Source organism: Synechococcus sp. UW106, assembly GCF_900474015.1.
GTDB lineage: Bacteria > Cyanobacteriota > Cyanobacteriia > PCC-6307 > Cyanobiaceae > Parasynechococcus.
Map to the genome: position 1 here is coordinate 644,654 of NZ_UCNV01000009.1, position 15,612 is coordinate 660,265.

The following is a 15,612-nucleotide window of genomic DNA, read 5'->3' on the forward strand; positions in this document are numbered from 1 at the left end:
AGTTAATCACAGAGCCTCGCTTTCACGGGTCAAGAAATGTTTGGCTTCCTCAATGGCCTCAGTCGTGGTCTGGATCCTCTGGAAGGCGCGTTCAAGCTTCAGATGATGCAGCAGACGTCCGAGAAGGGGGCCGGGTTGGATCTCCAGGGCCTTGACCAGGCTGTTGCCGTCGATGGGTGCTCTGGGGTGGAACAGAGGGTCGTCAGCGTCTCGCCATCGCCGCAGCCAGATCTCTTTCTCGGGCATTGGCAGTTGCAGGGCGAGGGCGGGGAGATCCCGTTCAAGCTCGTCATGCAATCTCAGTCGATCGGTTTCCGGCAGACACTCCGGTGCTAGGCCGGTGCGCTGCTGCCAGAACCGGAGGCGTTCGCAGCGTTGGCGCAGGGCCCGACTGGCTCGGAGTTGGATCATGCCGTCATCACTGATGAGGGCTGTTAACCGCGCCAAGGGCAGAGCGACGCCTATTTCCTGCTTGCTCATGCCTTCCGTGTCAGCGGGCGCTGGAGGTTGCCCCTCGGCGGCCCAGGGGCGCAGCAACGGCACGCTCTTCAAGGTTGCGATCGCCGCATCGGCATGGTCGCCCCGTACCAAGCGCTGCAGTTCCGTCAGGATGCGCTCCGGCGCCGCCTCAGGCAGCCGTGAGGCATGACGATCAATCCAGCCCATGGTTTGGCTGCAGATTGTGAGCGGGATCTCAGCCGCTAGCCGCAAGCCCCGCAGCAGCCGCAAGGGATCGTCGGTGAGGTTGGTTTCCGACACAGCCGTCAGGCAACCCTGTTGGAGATCGTTCAGTCCACCGGTGGGGTCCCACAACTGTCCCCAGGGTTGGAGCGAAACACCGATGGCATTGAGTCGGTAGTCGCGGCGCCAGAGATCGTCTTCGATGCGGTCACCGTCCTGGCGGGCGATGTCCACCGTCCAGCCTCCGAGCACCAGCCGAGCAATGCTCCGTTCCGTGTCCAGCACCACACAGGTGCCATGGAGCTCCTGGGCTAGGGCCTCGGTCAGAGCGATGGCGTCGGTCGGGACCACGAGGTCTAGATCGGGTTGATCCTGGAGACGGTTGAGTAATCCATCGCGAACTGCCCCGCCCACCAGCGCTGTGCCTTTGGGGAGGTGTTTCAGGGGTAGCGGCCATTGCGCTGGTGCCAGTCGCGCTCGCAACTGTTCAAGCAGTGCGTCGCCAGAGCCTTGGACCATCAGAATGGGGGAGTGAACGGCCTTGGGAGGCATGTGCATCTGCGTGGACTGCAGCTGGGTCGACCGATGTCAGGCCTATCACGCAGTTGAGCGTCAGCATGGCGTTCCGCATCTTGCTGAGACCCCGGATTTTGAGCCAGATGCGCCGAGAATTCACGTGTCGGTGATCGATCTTCCCAATGGTCAGGCCGGGGTTGAGTGGGATGTTCGGTCCTGCTCAAGCTTCAAGGCAGATCCCGGTCGCTGGCGGCGTTGCTGTCCAGGACAGGAGTTGCCCCGATGACGGCCTTGCCGCTGCTGCTCGCCTTGCACAGCTGTTCGGATCGATTTGGCATGGCGTTGCTGGATCCTGAGCAGTCTGGAGCAGGACCGCTCGTGCAGGTTCATCCGGACGGACGGGGGCTGTCTAACAGTTTGATTTCGCGCGTTCAGGCGCTTCTCCCCCCTGAGCGTTGGCCCCAATTGCAGGGCCTTGCCGTGGCGACGGGGCCCGGCGGCTTCACCGGCACCCGCCTGACGGTGGTGATGGCCCGCACCCTTGCGCAACAGCTCGATTGCCCCCTGCTCGGGGTAAGCAGTTACGCCTTAATGGCGCCACGCCTGGAGTCTCAACTGCTGGGATCGAATCATGGGCAACCGTTCTGGATCACTCAGGAGTTGCCTCGCAGGGGGGTGGTTGGTGGTCAGTATCAGATCACCTCGGGGCAGGTCCACGAACTCAGCCTGCCGACGTTGTTGCCGGAGGGATGCTCTCCCAAGCCAGCCCTTGGGGCTCAACTCGATGTGGCTGAGGATGTGGCGCGTCTGTTGCTGCTGTTGAAACGCAGCCATGCCGCTGGCGCTGCGCTTCCCTGGGCTGAGGTGTTGCCGATCTACCCCACCTCTCCCGTCGGACAGGTCTGATGGCGGGCGTGCGTACAGGGCTGCTGCTGGGTGCTGGCCTCATGGCCTGGCTGTTGGGGCCCGGACCGCTGTCTCCCTATCGCCAGGCTCTGTTGGATCGCAGCCCACCGCAACTCGTTCTTGTGCTTGGAGGTGATGTGGACCGGGAAAGGATGGGTGCCCGCTTGGCGCGTCAGCTTGACCTGCCGCTGCTGGTGAGCGGTGGCAGCAATCCTGAGTACGCCGAATGGATGCTCAGTGAAGAGCGCTTCAATCCAGACCGCGTCACCCTCGATTACAGGGCCCGTGACACCCTCAGCAACTTCACCTCTGTCGTGGACGAGCTGCAGGCGGATGGCGTTCGCCATGTCTTGCTAGTGACCAGCGAAGACCACTTGCCCCGCTCGATGGCGGTGGGCCAGGTGGTGGCGGGGAGCCGTGGAATTCAGCTCACCGGAGTTCCTGTGGCATGCCGTACGGATTGCATGCAGGAGGGTCGTTTGAAGAAATGGAGTGACTGGCTGCGCGCTGTGGCTTGGGTGATGACGGGTCGAGACCTCAGGGATGCTGCGGACCCTGATCCAGCAGAGCATTGATGCGTTCCTGCAGCAGGGCGGTGGTGGCATCCAGATCGGGCCTACGGCGACTGGCCGGTGCCGGGATGGGGTCACCGATACGCAGCTGGATGGGCACCAGGCGCGGCCAGCTGCGACCCGTTCCCAAGGCGCGGTGGCTGTTATGGATGGCCACCGGCAGCAGTGGGGCGCCTGTACGCGCCGCCAGAAGGGCCGCTCCGGGGAGTGGGTTGTTGATCCGGCCGTCGCTTTGTCGGGTGCCGTCCAGGAAAACGCCGGTGGCCCAGCCCTCCCCGAGCCGTGCCGTCGCGGTTCGAATCGCTTCGCGATCGCTGGCCCCCCGCCGGACGGGGTAGGCACCACAGGCCCGGATCACGCGTCCCAGCAGCGGGATGCTGAATAGTTCCGCTTTCGCCATGAAAGCAACGGGGCGCCCCAGGGCATGGCCCAGCAAGGGGGGGTCCAGATGGGAGCCGTGGTTGGCCACCACCACGAGAGGCCCTTGCATGGGTACTCGGTTGTTGCCTGCGGTCGAGCCGCGGAACAGCAAGCGAAAGACAGGGAAGACCAGAAGGTTGCTGACCAGCCTGTAGGTGAAGCTCGGCTTGGGTGTGGGGACGAGGCTGGATTGACTCACTGTCCGAGGTCTCCCGCCCCGGCGATTTGGGCGGTGGTCACGCCACTCATGCTGCGTTTCGCCAGTCCACTGAGCACGTTTCCCGGTCCGATTTCCACCAGGGTGTCTACGCCGCTGTCGGTCATGGCCGCCATGGTTTCTCGCCAGCGCACCCCAGTTGTCATCTGCTGCTTCAGGCGCTGTTTGAGCTCGTCCGCGCTGGTGCTGGCGCTGGCAGCGCTGTTGCTGAGCACCGGAACGCGGGCATCCTGGAATGGCACCTGGTCCAGTGCAGAAGCAAAGCGCTCAGCAGCCTCCGCCATGAAAGGAGAGTGGAAAGCTCCGGAAACGACCAGAGGGATCGCGCGCTTGCATTTCAGGGCTTCACTCACGCTCTGCACGGCCTCTGGAGCACCGGAGATCACCACTTGGGCATCGCTGTTGTCGTTGGCGATGCTGACGCCGTCCGTGGCGGCCACTAGGTCGTCCAGCTGAGCGCGATCGAAGCCGATCACAGCCGTCATGGCACCGCCCCCAGCGCTCGCCATCAGTTCTGAGCGGGTTTTCATCAGCTGCAGGCCGGTGTCCAGCCCAAACACACCAGCGCTGTAGAGGGCGACCAGCTCGCCCAGGCTGTGGCCGGCCACCAGTGCAGGCTCGCGGCCCTGCTGCTGCAGGTTGTCGGCCAGCAGTGATTCGATCACGAACAGGGCAGGCTGGGTGTTGCGAGTGTCGTTGAGATCATCCGGTCCATCACCGCCGCCGCTTTCGCCCTGGCAGATCGCCAAGAGGTCGCGCCCCAGCAGTTCGGAGGCTGTGGCGAAACGTTCGCGGCTGCCATCGATGCTGAGCAGCGCTTCTGCCATGCCCACCTTTTGAGAGCCCTGACCGGGAAAGACCCAGGCGATCGCCATTGCTGTGTTCTGCTGACCGTGCCGGAGATTAGGCTGGCCCGCTCCAGCGGAAGAGTGCTGCACCCCAGCTCAATCCCGCACCGAAGCCACTGCTGGCGATGCGGTGTCCAGGTTGGATGCGTCCATCGCGCACGGCTTCGTCAAGCATCAAGGGAATGGTGGCCGCCGATGTGTTGCCGTAGTGCGCCAGGTTGCTGAGCACTTTCTCGGATGGGACAGAGAAGCGATCTGCCACTGCATCAAGGATGCGTTGGTTGGCCTGATGCAGCAGCAGCCAGTCCACGGCATCTGCGGCGACGCTTTTCTGTTCGAGCAGTTGCTCGAGAATGGCTGGTACTTCGCGCACCGCGAATTTGTAGACCTCCTGCCCGTTCATCTGAATGGGTTCGAAGCCGCCGCACTGATGGCTGGCGTCCCCCACAAGGGACTTGCGCTCGCTGACCTGGGGAAGCTGGAGCACCTCGCCTCGGCTGCCATCAGAGCGCAGCAGGAATCCCTCCAGATTGTCCTGGCCGTTTTCTGATGCCTCCAGCACCACGGCGCCGGCCGCATCACCGAACAGAACACAGGAGCGTCGGTCGTCCCAGTTCACCCAGCGGCTCAGTTGATCGGCTCCCACCACGAGGATGCGGCGCATCGCCCCACTGCGCAGGTACTGGGCAGCGGTGACAACGGCGAAAAGAAAGCCACTGCAGGCGGCGGTGAGATCAAAGGCCACGGCATTGGTGGCACCGAGACGAGCCTGCAGGCGTGGCGCCGAGCCAAACAGGTCGTCTGGGGTGGAGGTCGCCAACACAATCAGATCGAGGCTGTCGGCAGACCAACGAGCCATGGCCAGAGCCCGTTCCGCTGCTAATCCACTCAGTTCGGTGAGGGATTCATCCGCATCGATCACACGTCGTGCGGCAATCCCGGTACGACTCCGAATCCAGGAATCACTGGTTTCAACCCGCTGGCCGAGCTCTTCGTTGCTGATGGAGCGGCTGGGCGTCGCGCTGCCAGACCCTCGGAACAACACCCCTCTGGTTGTGCTGAGCGGCTCGACCAAAGCGGAGGTTGAAGGACGTCGCGTCAGTCAATCACAACCCTGATGCAGTGTTGCGAGATCCTCCATCACGCCATGGCTCGCAGCGGAGTGGGCAATGCGCAGGGCACTAACCACCGAGAGGGCCCGGCTGCTGCCATGGCCGATCACGGAAATGCCGTTGACGCCCAGAAGCAGCGCCCCACCGTGCTCGGCATGGTCCAACCGCTTCTTAATGCGTTTCAGGTTGCTGCGCAGAAACGCTGATCCCACCTTGCCGCGCCGCCCCCGGGGCAACTCCGCCCGCAGCACCCCCAGCAGAACACTGCCGACGGATTCCAAAAACTTCAGCAACACATTGCCGGTGAATCCATCACAGACCACCACGTCGAAATCGCCCGAGAGCACATCACGGCCTTCGCAGTTTCCGGCGAAATGCAGCCTGGATTCATCCCGCAGCAGTTCATGGGTTTTTAAGGAGAGATCGTTCCCTTTGCATTCCTCTTCGCCGATGTTCAGTAGGCCGATCCGCGGTTGACTCACCTGGAGCACATCACGGCTGTAGATGTTCCCCAGCAGGGCGAACTGGTGCAAATAGGCGGGTTTGCAGTCCATGTTGGCGCCTACGTCGAGCACCAACACCGGCTGACCGGGATCTTTGGTTGGGAACAGTGCACCGATGGCTGGTCGGTCGATGCCCTTCAGCCGTCCCAGCCGGAAAATCGCCGAAGCCATCACCGCGCCGGAATTCCCGGCTGAGTAAACCGCGAGAGCCTCCCCTTTCTTCACGAGGTTCATGGCCACATTGATGCTGGCGTCCCGTTTGCGCCGCACCGCCGTGGCTTCGTCATCCATGCCGATGGAGGGGCCACTGGCCACCAGGTCCAGATGTCCTGCTGCCCTTGCACTTTCTAGGGATTCGCGTAGGCCGAGGCTGTTGGCGGCGGCCATGACCCGCTCGATTTCCCCCACGAAGCGGATCTTCAGAGGCAGCCGGTCAATGGCGTCCAGACATCCCTCCAAAATCGGCCCCGGCGCATGGTCACCGCCCATGCCATCAACGGCGACCCAGAGACGCTCCGCATCGTCAATGTCGTCGGTGTCGGTACCCCCCTGCAGCCAGCGGAGAGGGTCGAACACCAGAGGTTGGAGCACGCTGCTGGCCACTGTGCCGGCTCCGGAAACCACGGTTTCCGCCACGTTGCCCGCCATCGATCCCGCTGCCGTTGCTGAGTTGGCAGCACCATCCACGATGGTTGTGACGGCGGCGTTGCGCCGATACCAGATCACCAGGCGACGGATCGCCCGAGGACGGTTGGTCTTGTTCCGCGGCTGAGGGGCCGGGGCGGGATCAGGGACCTTCGGAGGCAACGGAATCGACGATGCGCTGGAACAGGTAGCCGGTGCCCCGAGCTGTGAGGATCAACTCGGGATTGGCCGGATCATCCTCCAGTTTGGATCGCAGGCGGGAGATATGAACATCCACCACCCGGGTGTCCACGTGGCGTTCCGGGGTGTAACCCCAAACCTCTTTGAGGATTTCGCCGCGGTTGAACGGTTCACCGGAACGGCTCACCAGCAGTTCCAGCAGGCTGAATTCCATGCCTGTCAGCCGGATCCTTTCGTCGCCACGGAACACCTGGCGTTTGTTGGTGTCGATTCGCAAGTCGATCACCTGAATGACCCCGGAGTTAGGGATGCCCGCCACCTGTTCCTTCTCAACCCGTCGCAGCACGCAGCGGATGCGGGCTTCCAGCTCCTTGGGGCTGAAGGGCTTCACCACGTAGTCATCGGCCCCAAGCTCAAGCCCTGTGATCCGGTCGGCCACGTCGCCGAGGGCCGTCAGCATCACGATGGGTACGTCCGACTCCTTGCGCAGCTCTTGGCAGACGCCGTACCCGTCCAGCTTCGGCATCATCACGTCCAGCACCACGAGGTCGGGAGTGCAGGTCGGGAACAATTCCAGGGCTTCTGTGCCGTCGCAGGCGGTCACCACGTTGTACCCGATCATGGATAACCGGGTTTCCAGGATCCGTCGGATCGATGCCTCGTCGTCGACCACGAGGATCGTTTCCTTGGTGGGAGCCGTGGCCGTCATGGGCAACGAGGCGTTAGTCACTTCTCGCCACAAATAAAAGGGCAGCCCCCTGATTCGTTCATTCAACGGCAACTTTCTTCACAGTTCGCAGTGCCCAAGTCCACCGCTGTTTTTATCTGTCAGGTCTGCGGAGCCCGTGCTCGACAGTTTTTTGGCCGTTGCCCCGAGTGCGGCAGCTGGAATTCCTTGGTGGAGCAATCCCAGCCTCCAGTCGATGGCCGTCGTCGCCGCAGTGCCCCGGATCCAGAGCTAGCCGCTGCGCCGCGACGGTCCACCGCCATGGCCTCGCTGGAGGATCAACCGCTGCAACGCCTGGCGACCGGTTCCGCTGAGTTTGACCGTGTTTTGGGTGGAGGCCTCGTACCCGGTTCTCTGGTGCTCGTCGGAGGCGATCCAGGAATCGGCAAGAGCACATTGCTGCTGCAGAGCGCCTCGGCGATGGCGGCCGGTGCATCGGTGCTGTACGTAAGTGCTGAGGAATCGGCGCAGCAGGTGAAGCTGCGCTGGCAGCGGCTCGCTGGAGGTGCATCGGAGCTGCAGTTGCTGGCCGAAACCGATTTGGAACTGGTGTTGGAAGAGCTGGAAGCGCTTCGCCCCGCTGTGGCGATCATCGACAGCATTCAGGCTTTGCATGACGCCAACCTCACCAGTGCTCCGGGCTCGGTTGGCCAGGTGCGCGAATGTGCGGCTGCCCTGCAACGGTTGGCCAAACGCCAGAACATTTCCCTGCTGTTGGTGGGCCATGTCACCAAGGAAGGCATGTTGGCGGGCCCGAAGGTTTTGGAACACCTTGTGGATGCCGTGCTCACCTTCGAAGGTGACCGGTTCGCCAGTCACCGCCTGCTGCGCGCCGTCAAGAACCGCTTCGGCGCCACCCATGAGTTGGGTTTGTTCGAGATGCAGAGCGGTGGCTTAGCCGAGGTGGGCAACCCCAGTGAGCTGTTCCTCAGCGATGCCCGTGCGTCCGGTGTCGCGACGATCGTGGCCTGTGAGGGCACGCGTTCGCTGGTGGTGGATCTGCAGGCTCTGGTGAATGTCACCAGCTATGCCAGCCCGCGACGCACGGCCACAGGGATCGGCACGAATCGTTTGCACCAGATCCTTGCGGTGCTCGAGAAGCACATGGGACTGCCGCTCTCGCGCTTCGATTGCTACCTCGCCGTTGCTGGTGGTCTGGAGGTGGAGGAGCCAGCGGCGGATCTGGGGGTTGCTGCTGCGGTGGTTGCCAGCTTTAGAGATCTCACTCTTCCTGCGGGCACGGTGTTGATCGGAGAGCTCGGCTTGGGGGGACAGCTGCGCCCGGTCGGTCAGCTGGAGTTGCGGCTCCAGGAAGCGGCACGGCTGGGGTTTCGGCGGGCTGTCGTGCCCCGGGGCAGCGGCCTCGGAGATCTGGCGTCGGGTTTGGATCTAGCTCTTCTGGAGGCCGATAACGTCACCGAGGCCTTGGTGTTGGCGCTCGGTGATGCTGTGCAGCCCGATCCGACTTAATTCAGAAGTAGACGTCGACGTTGCTGCGGCCTGTTGACTTCAACCAGTTCTCGATATCGAGATAACCGCCGGGATTGAGGCGCACGGCCTGGGTCCAGACATCGGCCGCCTGGTCAAACCAGCGATCGGCTTCGTCCTGCCGACCGCCTTCCTCGGCGATTCGCCCCCGTTTTTCGTAGATCAGCCCCATGTTCTTGAGGCAGGAGGGTTGCTTTGGGTTTTCTTCGAGAGCCTGGCGATAGGTCTCGATGGCCCGCTCCTCCTCGCCGTTGGACATGTAGATGATGGCCATGTTCTTGAGGGTTTCACTCCGGTCTGTGGAGTTCTCCTCAAGCTTCAGGGCCTCCTCATAGTTCTCCAGCGCCTCGGCGTAATCACCATCGTTCTGGGCGGAGAGGCCATCGCGGTAATAGACGTAGGCCTCCTTCGAGCGGGCATTGATCGGCAACAGCTTGACGATCAGGTCCGCCATCACCGTGAAGCTCTTGTCAATGAAGTTGTCGTTGCGGTTGCTGCGGGGCACGGCGCTCCGGCGGACTGGCCCCCATCCTGACGGGATCAGAGCCCGACCTAACCTGCTCGTAATGATCCCTGTTGCGTAAACACCTGTGAGCCCTGCGGTTCAGACCGTCGTCCTGGATGTGGAAGGGATGAAATGCGGCGGTTGCGTTCGCGCTGTTGAAACCACCCTCTTGGACCAGCCTGGTGTCCAGCGTGCCGATGTGAATCTGGTCAGCCGCTCGGCCTGGCTCGATCTCACCGCGGGTGAGAGTGATGTGGCTGGGGTGTTGAAAGCCCTTGCAGACAGGGGCTTCCCGGCCAAAGAGCGCGCTTTGGACGACCCGATCGGTGCGGCGGCTGCCGGCCAAGCATTGCCGGGCTGGTGGCAGCAATGGCGACAGCTGATGGTTGCTCTGCTGCTACTTCTGCTGTCTGTGCTTGGGCATCTCAGTGAGGCAGGGCAGCTGTCGTTGCCTCTGATCGGCACCCTTCCCTTCCACGCCACGCTTGCAACGGTGGCTCTGCTCGGGCCAGGCCGTCCGATCTTGGTGGGTGGGGTTGCCGCTGCCCGTGCAGGGGCTCCCAGCATGGACTCCCTCGTGGGCCTGGGGGTGAGCAGTGCCTATGTGGCGAGCCTGGTGGCGTTGGTCTGGCCCCAGGTGGGTTGGCCCTGCTTCTTCAATGAACCGGTGATGTTGCTGGGCTTCGTCCTGCTTGGACGTTTCTTGGAGGAGCGGGCCCGTTTTCGGACCGGGCAGGCGTTGCAGCAACTGGCCCGGCTCCAGCCGGACACGGCTCGCCTGTTGTTGCCTGACGGCGCGATTCGTGAGGTGCGCGTCGGGGCTCTGCGACCCGGTGAAACCGTTCAGTTGCTGGCGGGTGACCGCGTGCCGGTGGATGGAGTGGTGCTTGAGGGGGCTTCGGCCGTTGATGTGTCGAGCCTCACCGGTGAGCCCTTGCCGTTGCAGGCAGAGCCCGGCATCGAGTTGTCGTCCGGCAGCCTCAATTTGGAGGCAACCCTGGCGTTCAAGGTCACCCGAGTTGGCGCCGAAACCGCTCTTGCCCGGATCATTCGCTTGGTAGAGCAGGCCCAGGCCCGTCGGGCCCCCATCCAGGGCCTTGCCGATCGTGTGGCGGGCCGCTTTTGCTATGGCGTTATTGGCCTGGCTCTCGCAACGTTTCTGTTCTGGTGGTTGTTCGGTGCCGAGCATTGGCCCCAGGTCTTGCATGCTTCAGCGCCCGGGATGCCTCATGACCATGCGATGCCCCATGAGATGCATCACGGAGGGTTGGGAAGTGGAGCAAGTACCCCGATTGGTCTGGCCTTGCAGCTGTCGATCGCTGTGCTTGTTGTCGCCTGCCCCTGCGCCCTCGGTCTGGCAACTCCAACCGTGATAACGGTGGCCACCGGCCTGGCAGCGCGGCGCGGTTGGCTGTTCCGCGGTGGCGATGTGATCGAAACCGCCGCGGGTCTTGATCATGTGGTCTTCGACAAAACCGGCACCCTCACCTTGGGTCGCCCTCTGGTGACCGATGTGCACGGGGATGACCCGGATCGTTTATTGCAACTCGCCGCCAGCCTGGAGCAAACCAGCCGTCACCCTTTGGCCTATGCCCTGCTGCAGGAGGCCCAGGGCCGGGAGCTCCAACTGCTGGAGTGCGATGACGTGCGCACTGTGTCCGGTCAGGGGCTGGAAGGTGATGTGGATGGTGCGTCGGCCAGGCTTCGTGTCGGAAAGCCCGACTGGTTGGTGGCGCAGGGTGTGGACATCTCCCCAGCAGCTCAGGGCTGGCTCTCTGCGGCTGAAGGCTCGGTGGTGGCGGTTGCTGTGGGTGATCGCCTGTTGGGACTGATTCAGATCGAGGATCAGATTCGTCCGGATGTCGCTCCTGCGCTGCAACGCCTGCGGGTTCATGGTCTGACCCTTTCGGTCTTCAGCGGTGACCGGGAGGCGGCCGTACGCCGCCTCGGTCAGCAGTTGGGTTTCGCGGCTCATGATCTGGGCTGGCAGATGCTCCCGGAGCAGAAGCTGCAACGCCTCGAGCAGCTGCGGCAGCTCGAGCGGGTGGCGATGGTGGGCGACGGCATTAACGATGCGCCGGCTTTGGCCGCGGCTGATCTTGGGATCGCCATCGGTACTGGAACTCAGATCGCGCAGGACTCCGCTGGTCTTGTGCTGCTTGGCGATCGGCTCGACAACCTTCCCGAAGCCCTCAGCCTGGCCCGCCGAACTTTGGTGAAGGTGCGGCAGAACCTGTTCTGGGCCTTTGGTTACAACCTCATCGTTCTCCCCGTTGCTGCGGGAGCCCTGCTCCCTAGCCATGGTGTGCTGTTGTCGCCTCCGCTGGCAGCGCTGCTGATGGCCTTGAGTTCCATCACCGTGGTGATGAATGCCTTGGCTCTTCGCTTGCCATGACTGGACGTCTCATTGTCTTGGAGGGCATTGATGGCTGCGGCAAGACCACGCAGATCCGTCATCTGGTCGATTGGTTGCCCACAAGCGGTCTGATGCCGAAAGGCGCTTCTTTGGTTTGTACCCGTGAGCCCGGAGGGACCCCCCTCGGAAGCTCGATTCGTGAACTCCTGCTGCATACAGTCGACCAGGAGGCACCAGCCCCCACCGCCGAGTTGCTGCTCTATGCCGCTGATCGGGCTCAGCACGTTGAAACGTTGATCCGTCCGGCCCTGGAACGTGGCGACTGGGTTCTCAGTGATCGCTTCGCGGGATCAACCCTTGCGTATCAGGGCTATGGCCGTGGTTTGGATCGAGACTTGATTCAACGGCTTGAACAGATCGCCACCACTGGCTTGCAGCCCGATCTCACCCTCTGGCTGCACCTTCCTGTTCAAGCCAGTCTTGAGCGGCGCCTTGGGGACAAGCAAGACCGCATCGAAGCGGAGGGAGCTTCATTCCTGGATCGGGTCTCGCAGGGTTTTGCGCAGTTGGCGCAGCAGCGCTCCTGGTGCTCCGTCGCTGCTGATCAGTCAGCGAGTGCCGTCAGTGCTGCTCTGGAACATCAGCTTCAGGAGCATCTGGCTTGAGCGCGCTGTTTGAGGATCTGATCGGCCAGCCCCTCGCCGTTGATCTGCTGTCGGCAGCCCTCGCCCAGGGTCGCGTGGCACCGGCCTACCTCTTCGCCGGCCCTGAGGGGGTCGGGCGTCAACTGACGGCAGTGCGTTTTCTGGAGGGTCTGCTTGCCGATGGTCAGCCCTCTGCCAGGGAGCGGCGACGCTTGCTGGAGCGCAATCACCCTGACCTGCTCTGGGTGGCGCCCACGTATCAGCATCAGGGGCGTTTGCTCACCCGTGCGGAAGCCGAGGAGGCGGGACTCAGTCGCCGCACCCCGCCACAGTTGCGGTTGGAGCAGATTCGAGACATTGGCCGCTGTTTGGCACGGCAGCCAGTGGAGGCCCAACGAGGCATGGTGGTGATTGAAGCCGCCGAAGCGATGGCGGAGGCAGCGGCAAACGCCCTGCTGAAAACGTTGGAGGAACCAGGCCATGGGGTGCTGATCCTGTTGACATCAGCCCCTGAGCGTCTGCTCAGCACCATTCGCTCCCGTTGTCAGTTGATCCGTTTTCTCAGGCTCAATCCCGAGGCCATGGCACAAGTGCTCGAACGCACCGGTGCCATGGCTCAAGACGCGCCAGAACTGTTGGCGCTGGCTGCCGGTTCTCCGGGCGCTTTGATCGACCATCGCAGCAGCCTGGCGGGTGTCCCGGAGGAGTTGGTTCAGCGCTTCAACGCGCTGCCTGCCAATCCGATGGAGGCGCTGTCATTGGCGCGCGATCTGTGCGAAGCCCTGGATGGCGAGCAGCAGCTGTGGCTGATCGGCTGGTGGCAACATCGGCTTTGGCACTGCGGTAGCTCCGCTGCGATGCTCAAGCGACTGGACATGCTGCGCGGTCAGTTGCTCTCTTTCGTACAGCCTCGTCTGGCCTGGGAAGTGGCGCTTCTGGATCTCACGCCATCTGTTTAATAGGCCGTCTGGGCTGGTCAGGCCGAGGCCCGATCCCCTTGCTGCTTGCGTTCTTCGCGGGCCATAGCCACGACGTCCTCAAGGCCATCCATCTGGGCGCTAGTGGGGAGCTCCAGGCAGTAGCCCGCTCCATACACCGTCTTGATGAACCTAGGCTTGCGGGGATCGGGTTCCAACTTGGTCCGCAAGTGCCTGACATGCACACGGATGGTCTCGATGTCGTCATCAGGCTCGTAGCCCCAGACTTCCTTGAGGATCAACGAGGGAGCCACGGTCTGTCCGTGACGCTGGAGCAGGCAGTGGAGAAGTTCGAACTCCAGGTGCGTGAGACGCACGGGTTGATCGAACCAAATGGCTTCAAAGCGCTCGGGCACCAGGGTTAGGGGTCCGTAGCTGAGGATTTCGTTGTGATTGCTCGATCCAACGGGTGCACGATCACTGCGACGCAGCAAGGCCTTAACCCTGACCTGAAGCTCCTCCAGATCGAAGGGTTTGGTCAGGTAGTCATCGGCCCCTGAGTTGAAACCGCTGACTTTGTCCTTAGTACCACCCAGAGCCGTAAGCATCAGGATCGGTATTCCCGCTGTGCGCTCATCTCGCCGCAGACGCTGACAGAGGGTGAGACCATCCACCTTCGGCAGCATCAGATCCAGCAGGATCAGATCGGGGGTGTACTGGAGAGCAAGGGCTTGACCTTTGATGCCGTCGTCGGCGCGCTGCACGTCGAAGCCACTGTGCTCCAGATGACCGCTCACCAGGTCGCGCATGTCCTGGTCATCTTCGATTAGCAGGATGCAAGGCTTCATTGGTTCGGCGGCAATGCGGCTGGAGAAAAAGGAGCGCTTGTCTGTCGGGATTAACGCTGAGCAGATTCTCTCAAGCTTTTCAAGTGTCTGCAGATTTTGGGTGGCGAGTCAGTGATGGACTTGTTTGCAGGAGATCGTCTGCAGTGACAGCGATGTGAAGGCTTTTTTAGTTTTGTTTCTCGATCAGCTGTTTAGGAAGTCTTCCGCTTCGGGCAATCACCCGTCACGAAATTCCTTTTTTTGTCAATAAAAAAGCCACAGCAGATGCTGTGGCTTTAAAGCTCCCCGGGCGGGATTCGAACCTGCGACCAATCGATTAACAGTCGACCGCTCTACCGCTGAGCTACCGAGGAATGGCTCCCGGAGACCTTACCTCTCGAATGCGCCGCCCTGCAAGCGTCGTTGCAGTTCCCTTCCACTCGTCCAGGGGCCAATCCGACCATCGCGCATGCGGGCTGCACCGTCAGCGAAGCTCAATTCCCCCAGCCTGTGGGTGATCCAAAGGGCTGTGATCGGTTGGATGGCGTCTCTGCAAAGGCGTCGCACGGTATTCAGCACCGTGGTCTGACTCTCGGGATCCAGCAGGGCGGTCGGCTCGTCTAGCAGCAGTAGGCCGGCGTCACTCGCCAGGGCTCCAGCGATGGCCAGGCGTTGTTTCTGGCCGCCGCTGAGGCTGTGAATGGGTCGGTTCTCCATCTCAGCGAGGCCGAACTGTTTCAGCAGGTCACGCACTGCGCTTTGGCGTTGCGTCCCCAGGCCTTGGGAGTCCATCCCGAGCATCAGGTCACTGCCGCAACTGGGAAGCAACAGTTGATGGTCGGGGTTTTGAAAGACCAGAGCAGTTTTGGTTCGGCAGTGAATTTGTCCGCTCTGCGGTTCCAAAAGCCTTGAAATCAGGCGGAACAGGGTGCTTTTGCCGCTTCCGTTGCTTCCCACCAGCATCCATAGGCCAGGGCCTGGGATCACGAGGTTGCAGCGATCGAGGGCCTGATGGCCGTTCGGCCAACGATGGCTGACGGCCTCAACGCTCAGTTCAGCGGTGGCGGTTTCAGGAATCAAAGGAAAAGCCGGGTCGCTTGCTGCCACCCGTCGCCGAAGCCTTTTCATAAAGCTGAACAGCGAGAACCTCACTAACCAGCAGCGTCACTTTTTTTCCCTCCACTTTCTCGCAGGTGAGCTCCAGGAGACGGGGTTGGCTGTGGTCGATGGCTTGGCGGATCTGCTGATACAGCGCATCGGCATCAGCCAGTTCTTTCCGCTGGACAGACACAGGGAGAGGACTCATGCGCAGGGCCAGTTCGATGACGTACACAGCGTTGGAAAAGATCGATGCGTCATCTTCGCGGAGGGGGCGGCATCCCGTCGGTTCAGAAATGCGCATTTCTACTCATCCCTTGCAAATGGGTGCGGGGAGCCGCCCCATTTCGGTGATCCCCCCCTAGGCTCGCTCGTGTAACGGATCATGAAGCACTTCTCATGACGATCGCTGTAGGACGCGCGCCACAGCGGGGATGGTTCGACGTCCTC

General features: G+C 62.3%; 17 protein-coding genes and 1 tRNA gene. 7 read left to right on the forward strand and 11 right to left on the reverse strand.

The window, feature by feature from the left end:
• Positions 1-6: 6 nt before the first annotated feature.
• Positions 7-1,200 (reverse strand): CCA tRNA nucleotidyltransferase, encoded by a 1,194-nt coding sequence (locus DXY30_RS10930; protein WP_115095000.1) that lies wholly within the window; start codon positions 1,198-1,200, stop codon positions 7-9.
• A 31-nt stretch (positions 1,201-1,231) separates the two neighbouring features.
• On the opposite strand from DXY30_RS10930, the gene DXY30_RS10935 reads away from it, so the two are divergent.
• From DXY30_RS10935 to DXY30_RS10945, 3 genes are read left to right on the forward strand one after another with little or no spacing between them, the layout of a single operon-like run.
• Complete coding sequence (locus DXY30_RS10935; protein WP_115024415.1) at positions 1,232-1,483, forward strand: Ycf34 family protein; 252 nt, start codon at positions 1,232-1,234, stop codon at positions 1,481-1,483.
• On the forward strand, positions 1,480-2,103 hold the full coding sequence (gene tsaB, locus DXY30_RS10940) for a tRNA (adenosine(37)-N6)-threonylcarbamoyltransferase complex dimerization subunit type 1 TsaB (protein ID WP_115094931.1): 624 nt from the start codon (positions 1,480-1,482) through the stop codon (positions 2,101-2,103). Before DXY30_RS10935 ends, tsaB begins: the two co-directional genes overlap by 4 nt.
• Positions 2,103-2,678 carry a YdcF family protein gene (locus DXY30_RS10945; protein ID WP_115094932.1) on the forward strand — a complete coding sequence of 192 codons (576 nt, stop codon included), beginning with the start codon at positions 2,103-2,105 and terminating at the stop codon, positions 2,676-2,678. Before tsaB ends, DXY30_RS10945 begins: the two co-directional genes overlap by 1 nt.
• Here DXY30_RS10945 and DXY30_RS10950 read toward each other — a convergent pair.
• Genes DXY30_RS10950 through rpaB form a run of 5 tightly spaced genes read right to left on the reverse strand, consistent with a single transcriptional unit; the run spans position 2,641 to position 7,309 of the window.
• Positions 2,641-3,294, reverse strand: coding sequence for a 1-acyl-sn-glycerol-3-phosphate acyltransferase (locus DXY30_RS10950; protein ID WP_115094933.1), 654 nt, complete (start codon positions 3,292-3,294; stop codon positions 2,641-2,643). The two genes, DXY30_RS10945 and DXY30_RS10950, sit on opposite strands and share 38 nt — an antisense overlap.
• Entirely contained in the window at positions 3,291-4,187 is an 897-nt protein-coding gene (gene fabD / locus DXY30_RS10955; protein WP_115094934.1) for an ACP S-malonyltransferase, read from the reverse strand. Before fabD ends, DXY30_RS10950 begins: the two co-directional genes overlap by 4 nt.
• Positions 4,188-4,215: 28 nt before the next feature.
• On the reverse strand, positions 4,216-5,205 hold the full coding sequence (locus tag DXY30_RS10960) for a beta-ketoacyl-ACP synthase III (protein WP_244281373.1): 990 nt from the start codon (positions 5,203-5,205) through the stop codon (positions 4,216-4,218).
• 57 nt (positions 5,206-5,262) lie between these two features.
• The gene (gene plsX / locus DXY30_RS10965; RefSeq protein ID WP_115094936.1) at positions 5,263-6,582 is read right to left on the reverse strand and encodes a phosphate acyltransferase PlsX; all 1,320 of its coding nucleotides are present in this window, start codon (positions 6,580-6,582) and stop codon (positions 5,263-5,265) included.
• On the reverse strand, positions 6,563-7,309 hold the full coding sequence (gene rpaB, locus DXY30_RS10970) for a response regulator transcription factor RpaB (RefSeq protein ID WP_115094937.1): 747 nt from the start codon (positions 7,307-7,309) through the stop codon (positions 6,563-6,565). Before rpaB ends, plsX begins: the two co-directional genes overlap by 20 nt.
• Positions 7,310-7,399: 90 nt before the next feature.
• On the opposite strand from rpaB, the gene radA reads away from it, so the two are divergent.
• Positions 7,400-8,797: a DNA repair protein RadA gene (radA, locus tag DXY30_RS10975; protein ID WP_115094938.1), complete on the forward strand. Its 1,398-nt coding sequence runs from the start codon at positions 7,400-7,402 to the stop codon at positions 8,795-8,797.
• A 1-nt stretch (position 8,798) separates the two neighbouring features.
• Here the strand turns inward: radA and DXY30_RS10980 are convergent, their stop codons facing one another.
• Positions 8,799-9,320 carry a photosystem I assembly protein Ycf3 gene (locus DXY30_RS10980; RefSeq protein WP_115024398.1) on the reverse strand — a complete coding sequence of 174 codons (522 nt, stop codon included), beginning with the start codon at positions 9,318-9,320 and terminating at the stop codon, positions 8,799-8,801.
• 85 nt (positions 9,321-9,405) lie between these two features.
• On the opposite strand from DXY30_RS10980, the gene DXY30_RS10985 reads away from it, so the two are divergent.
• The 3 genes from DXY30_RS10985 to DXY30_RS10995 are packed head-to-tail and all read left to right on the forward strand — an operon-like array spanning position 9,406 to position 13,279.
• Positions 9,406-11,715: a cation-translocating P-type ATPase gene (locus DXY30_RS10985; protein ID WP_115094939.1), complete on the forward strand. Its 2,310-nt coding sequence runs from the start codon at positions 9,406-9,408 to the stop codon at positions 11,713-11,715.
• Positions 11,712-12,341, forward strand: a complete 630-nt coding sequence (gene tmk, locus DXY30_RS10990; RefSeq protein ID WP_115094940.1) for a dTMP kinase — start codon at positions 11,712-11,714, stop codon at positions 12,339-12,341. The genes DXY30_RS10985 and tmk overlap by 4 nt, the downstream gene beginning before the upstream one ends.
• Complete coding sequence (locus DXY30_RS10995) at positions 12,338-13,279, forward strand: DNA polymerase III subunit delta' (protein ID WP_115094941.1); 942 nt, start codon at positions 12,338-12,340, stop codon at positions 13,277-13,279. Before tmk ends, DXY30_RS10995 begins: the two co-directional genes overlap by 4 nt.
• Before the next feature lie 17 nt (positions 13,280-13,296).
• Here DXY30_RS10995 and DXY30_RS11000 read toward each other — a convergent pair whose 3' ends face one another.
• From DXY30_RS11000 to DXY30_RS11015, 4 genes are all read right to left on the reverse strand, one after another.
• Positions 13,297-14,085, reverse strand: a complete 789-nt coding sequence (locus tag DXY30_RS11000) for a response regulator transcription factor (protein WP_115024390.1) — start codon at positions 14,083-14,085, stop codon at positions 13,297-13,299.
• 281 nt (positions 14,086-14,366) lie between these two features.
• A tRNA-Asn gene (locus DXY30_RS11005) sits at positions 14,367-14,438 on the reverse strand.
• A gap of 16 nt (positions 14,439-14,454) precedes the next feature.
• Positions 14,455-15,144 (reverse strand): ABC transporter ATP-binding protein, encoded by a 690-nt coding sequence (locus DXY30_RS11010; RefSeq protein ID WP_371638805.1) that lies wholly within the window; start codon positions 15,142-15,144, stop codon positions 14,455-14,457.
• Positions 15,134-15,397, reverse strand: a complete 264-nt coding sequence (locus tag DXY30_RS11015; protein WP_115095001.1) for a hypothetical protein — start codon at positions 15,395-15,397, stop codon at positions 15,134-15,136. The genes DXY30_RS11010 and DXY30_RS11015 overlap by 11 nt, the downstream gene beginning before the upstream one ends.
• Positions 15,398-15,612 lie beyond the last annotated feature (215 nt).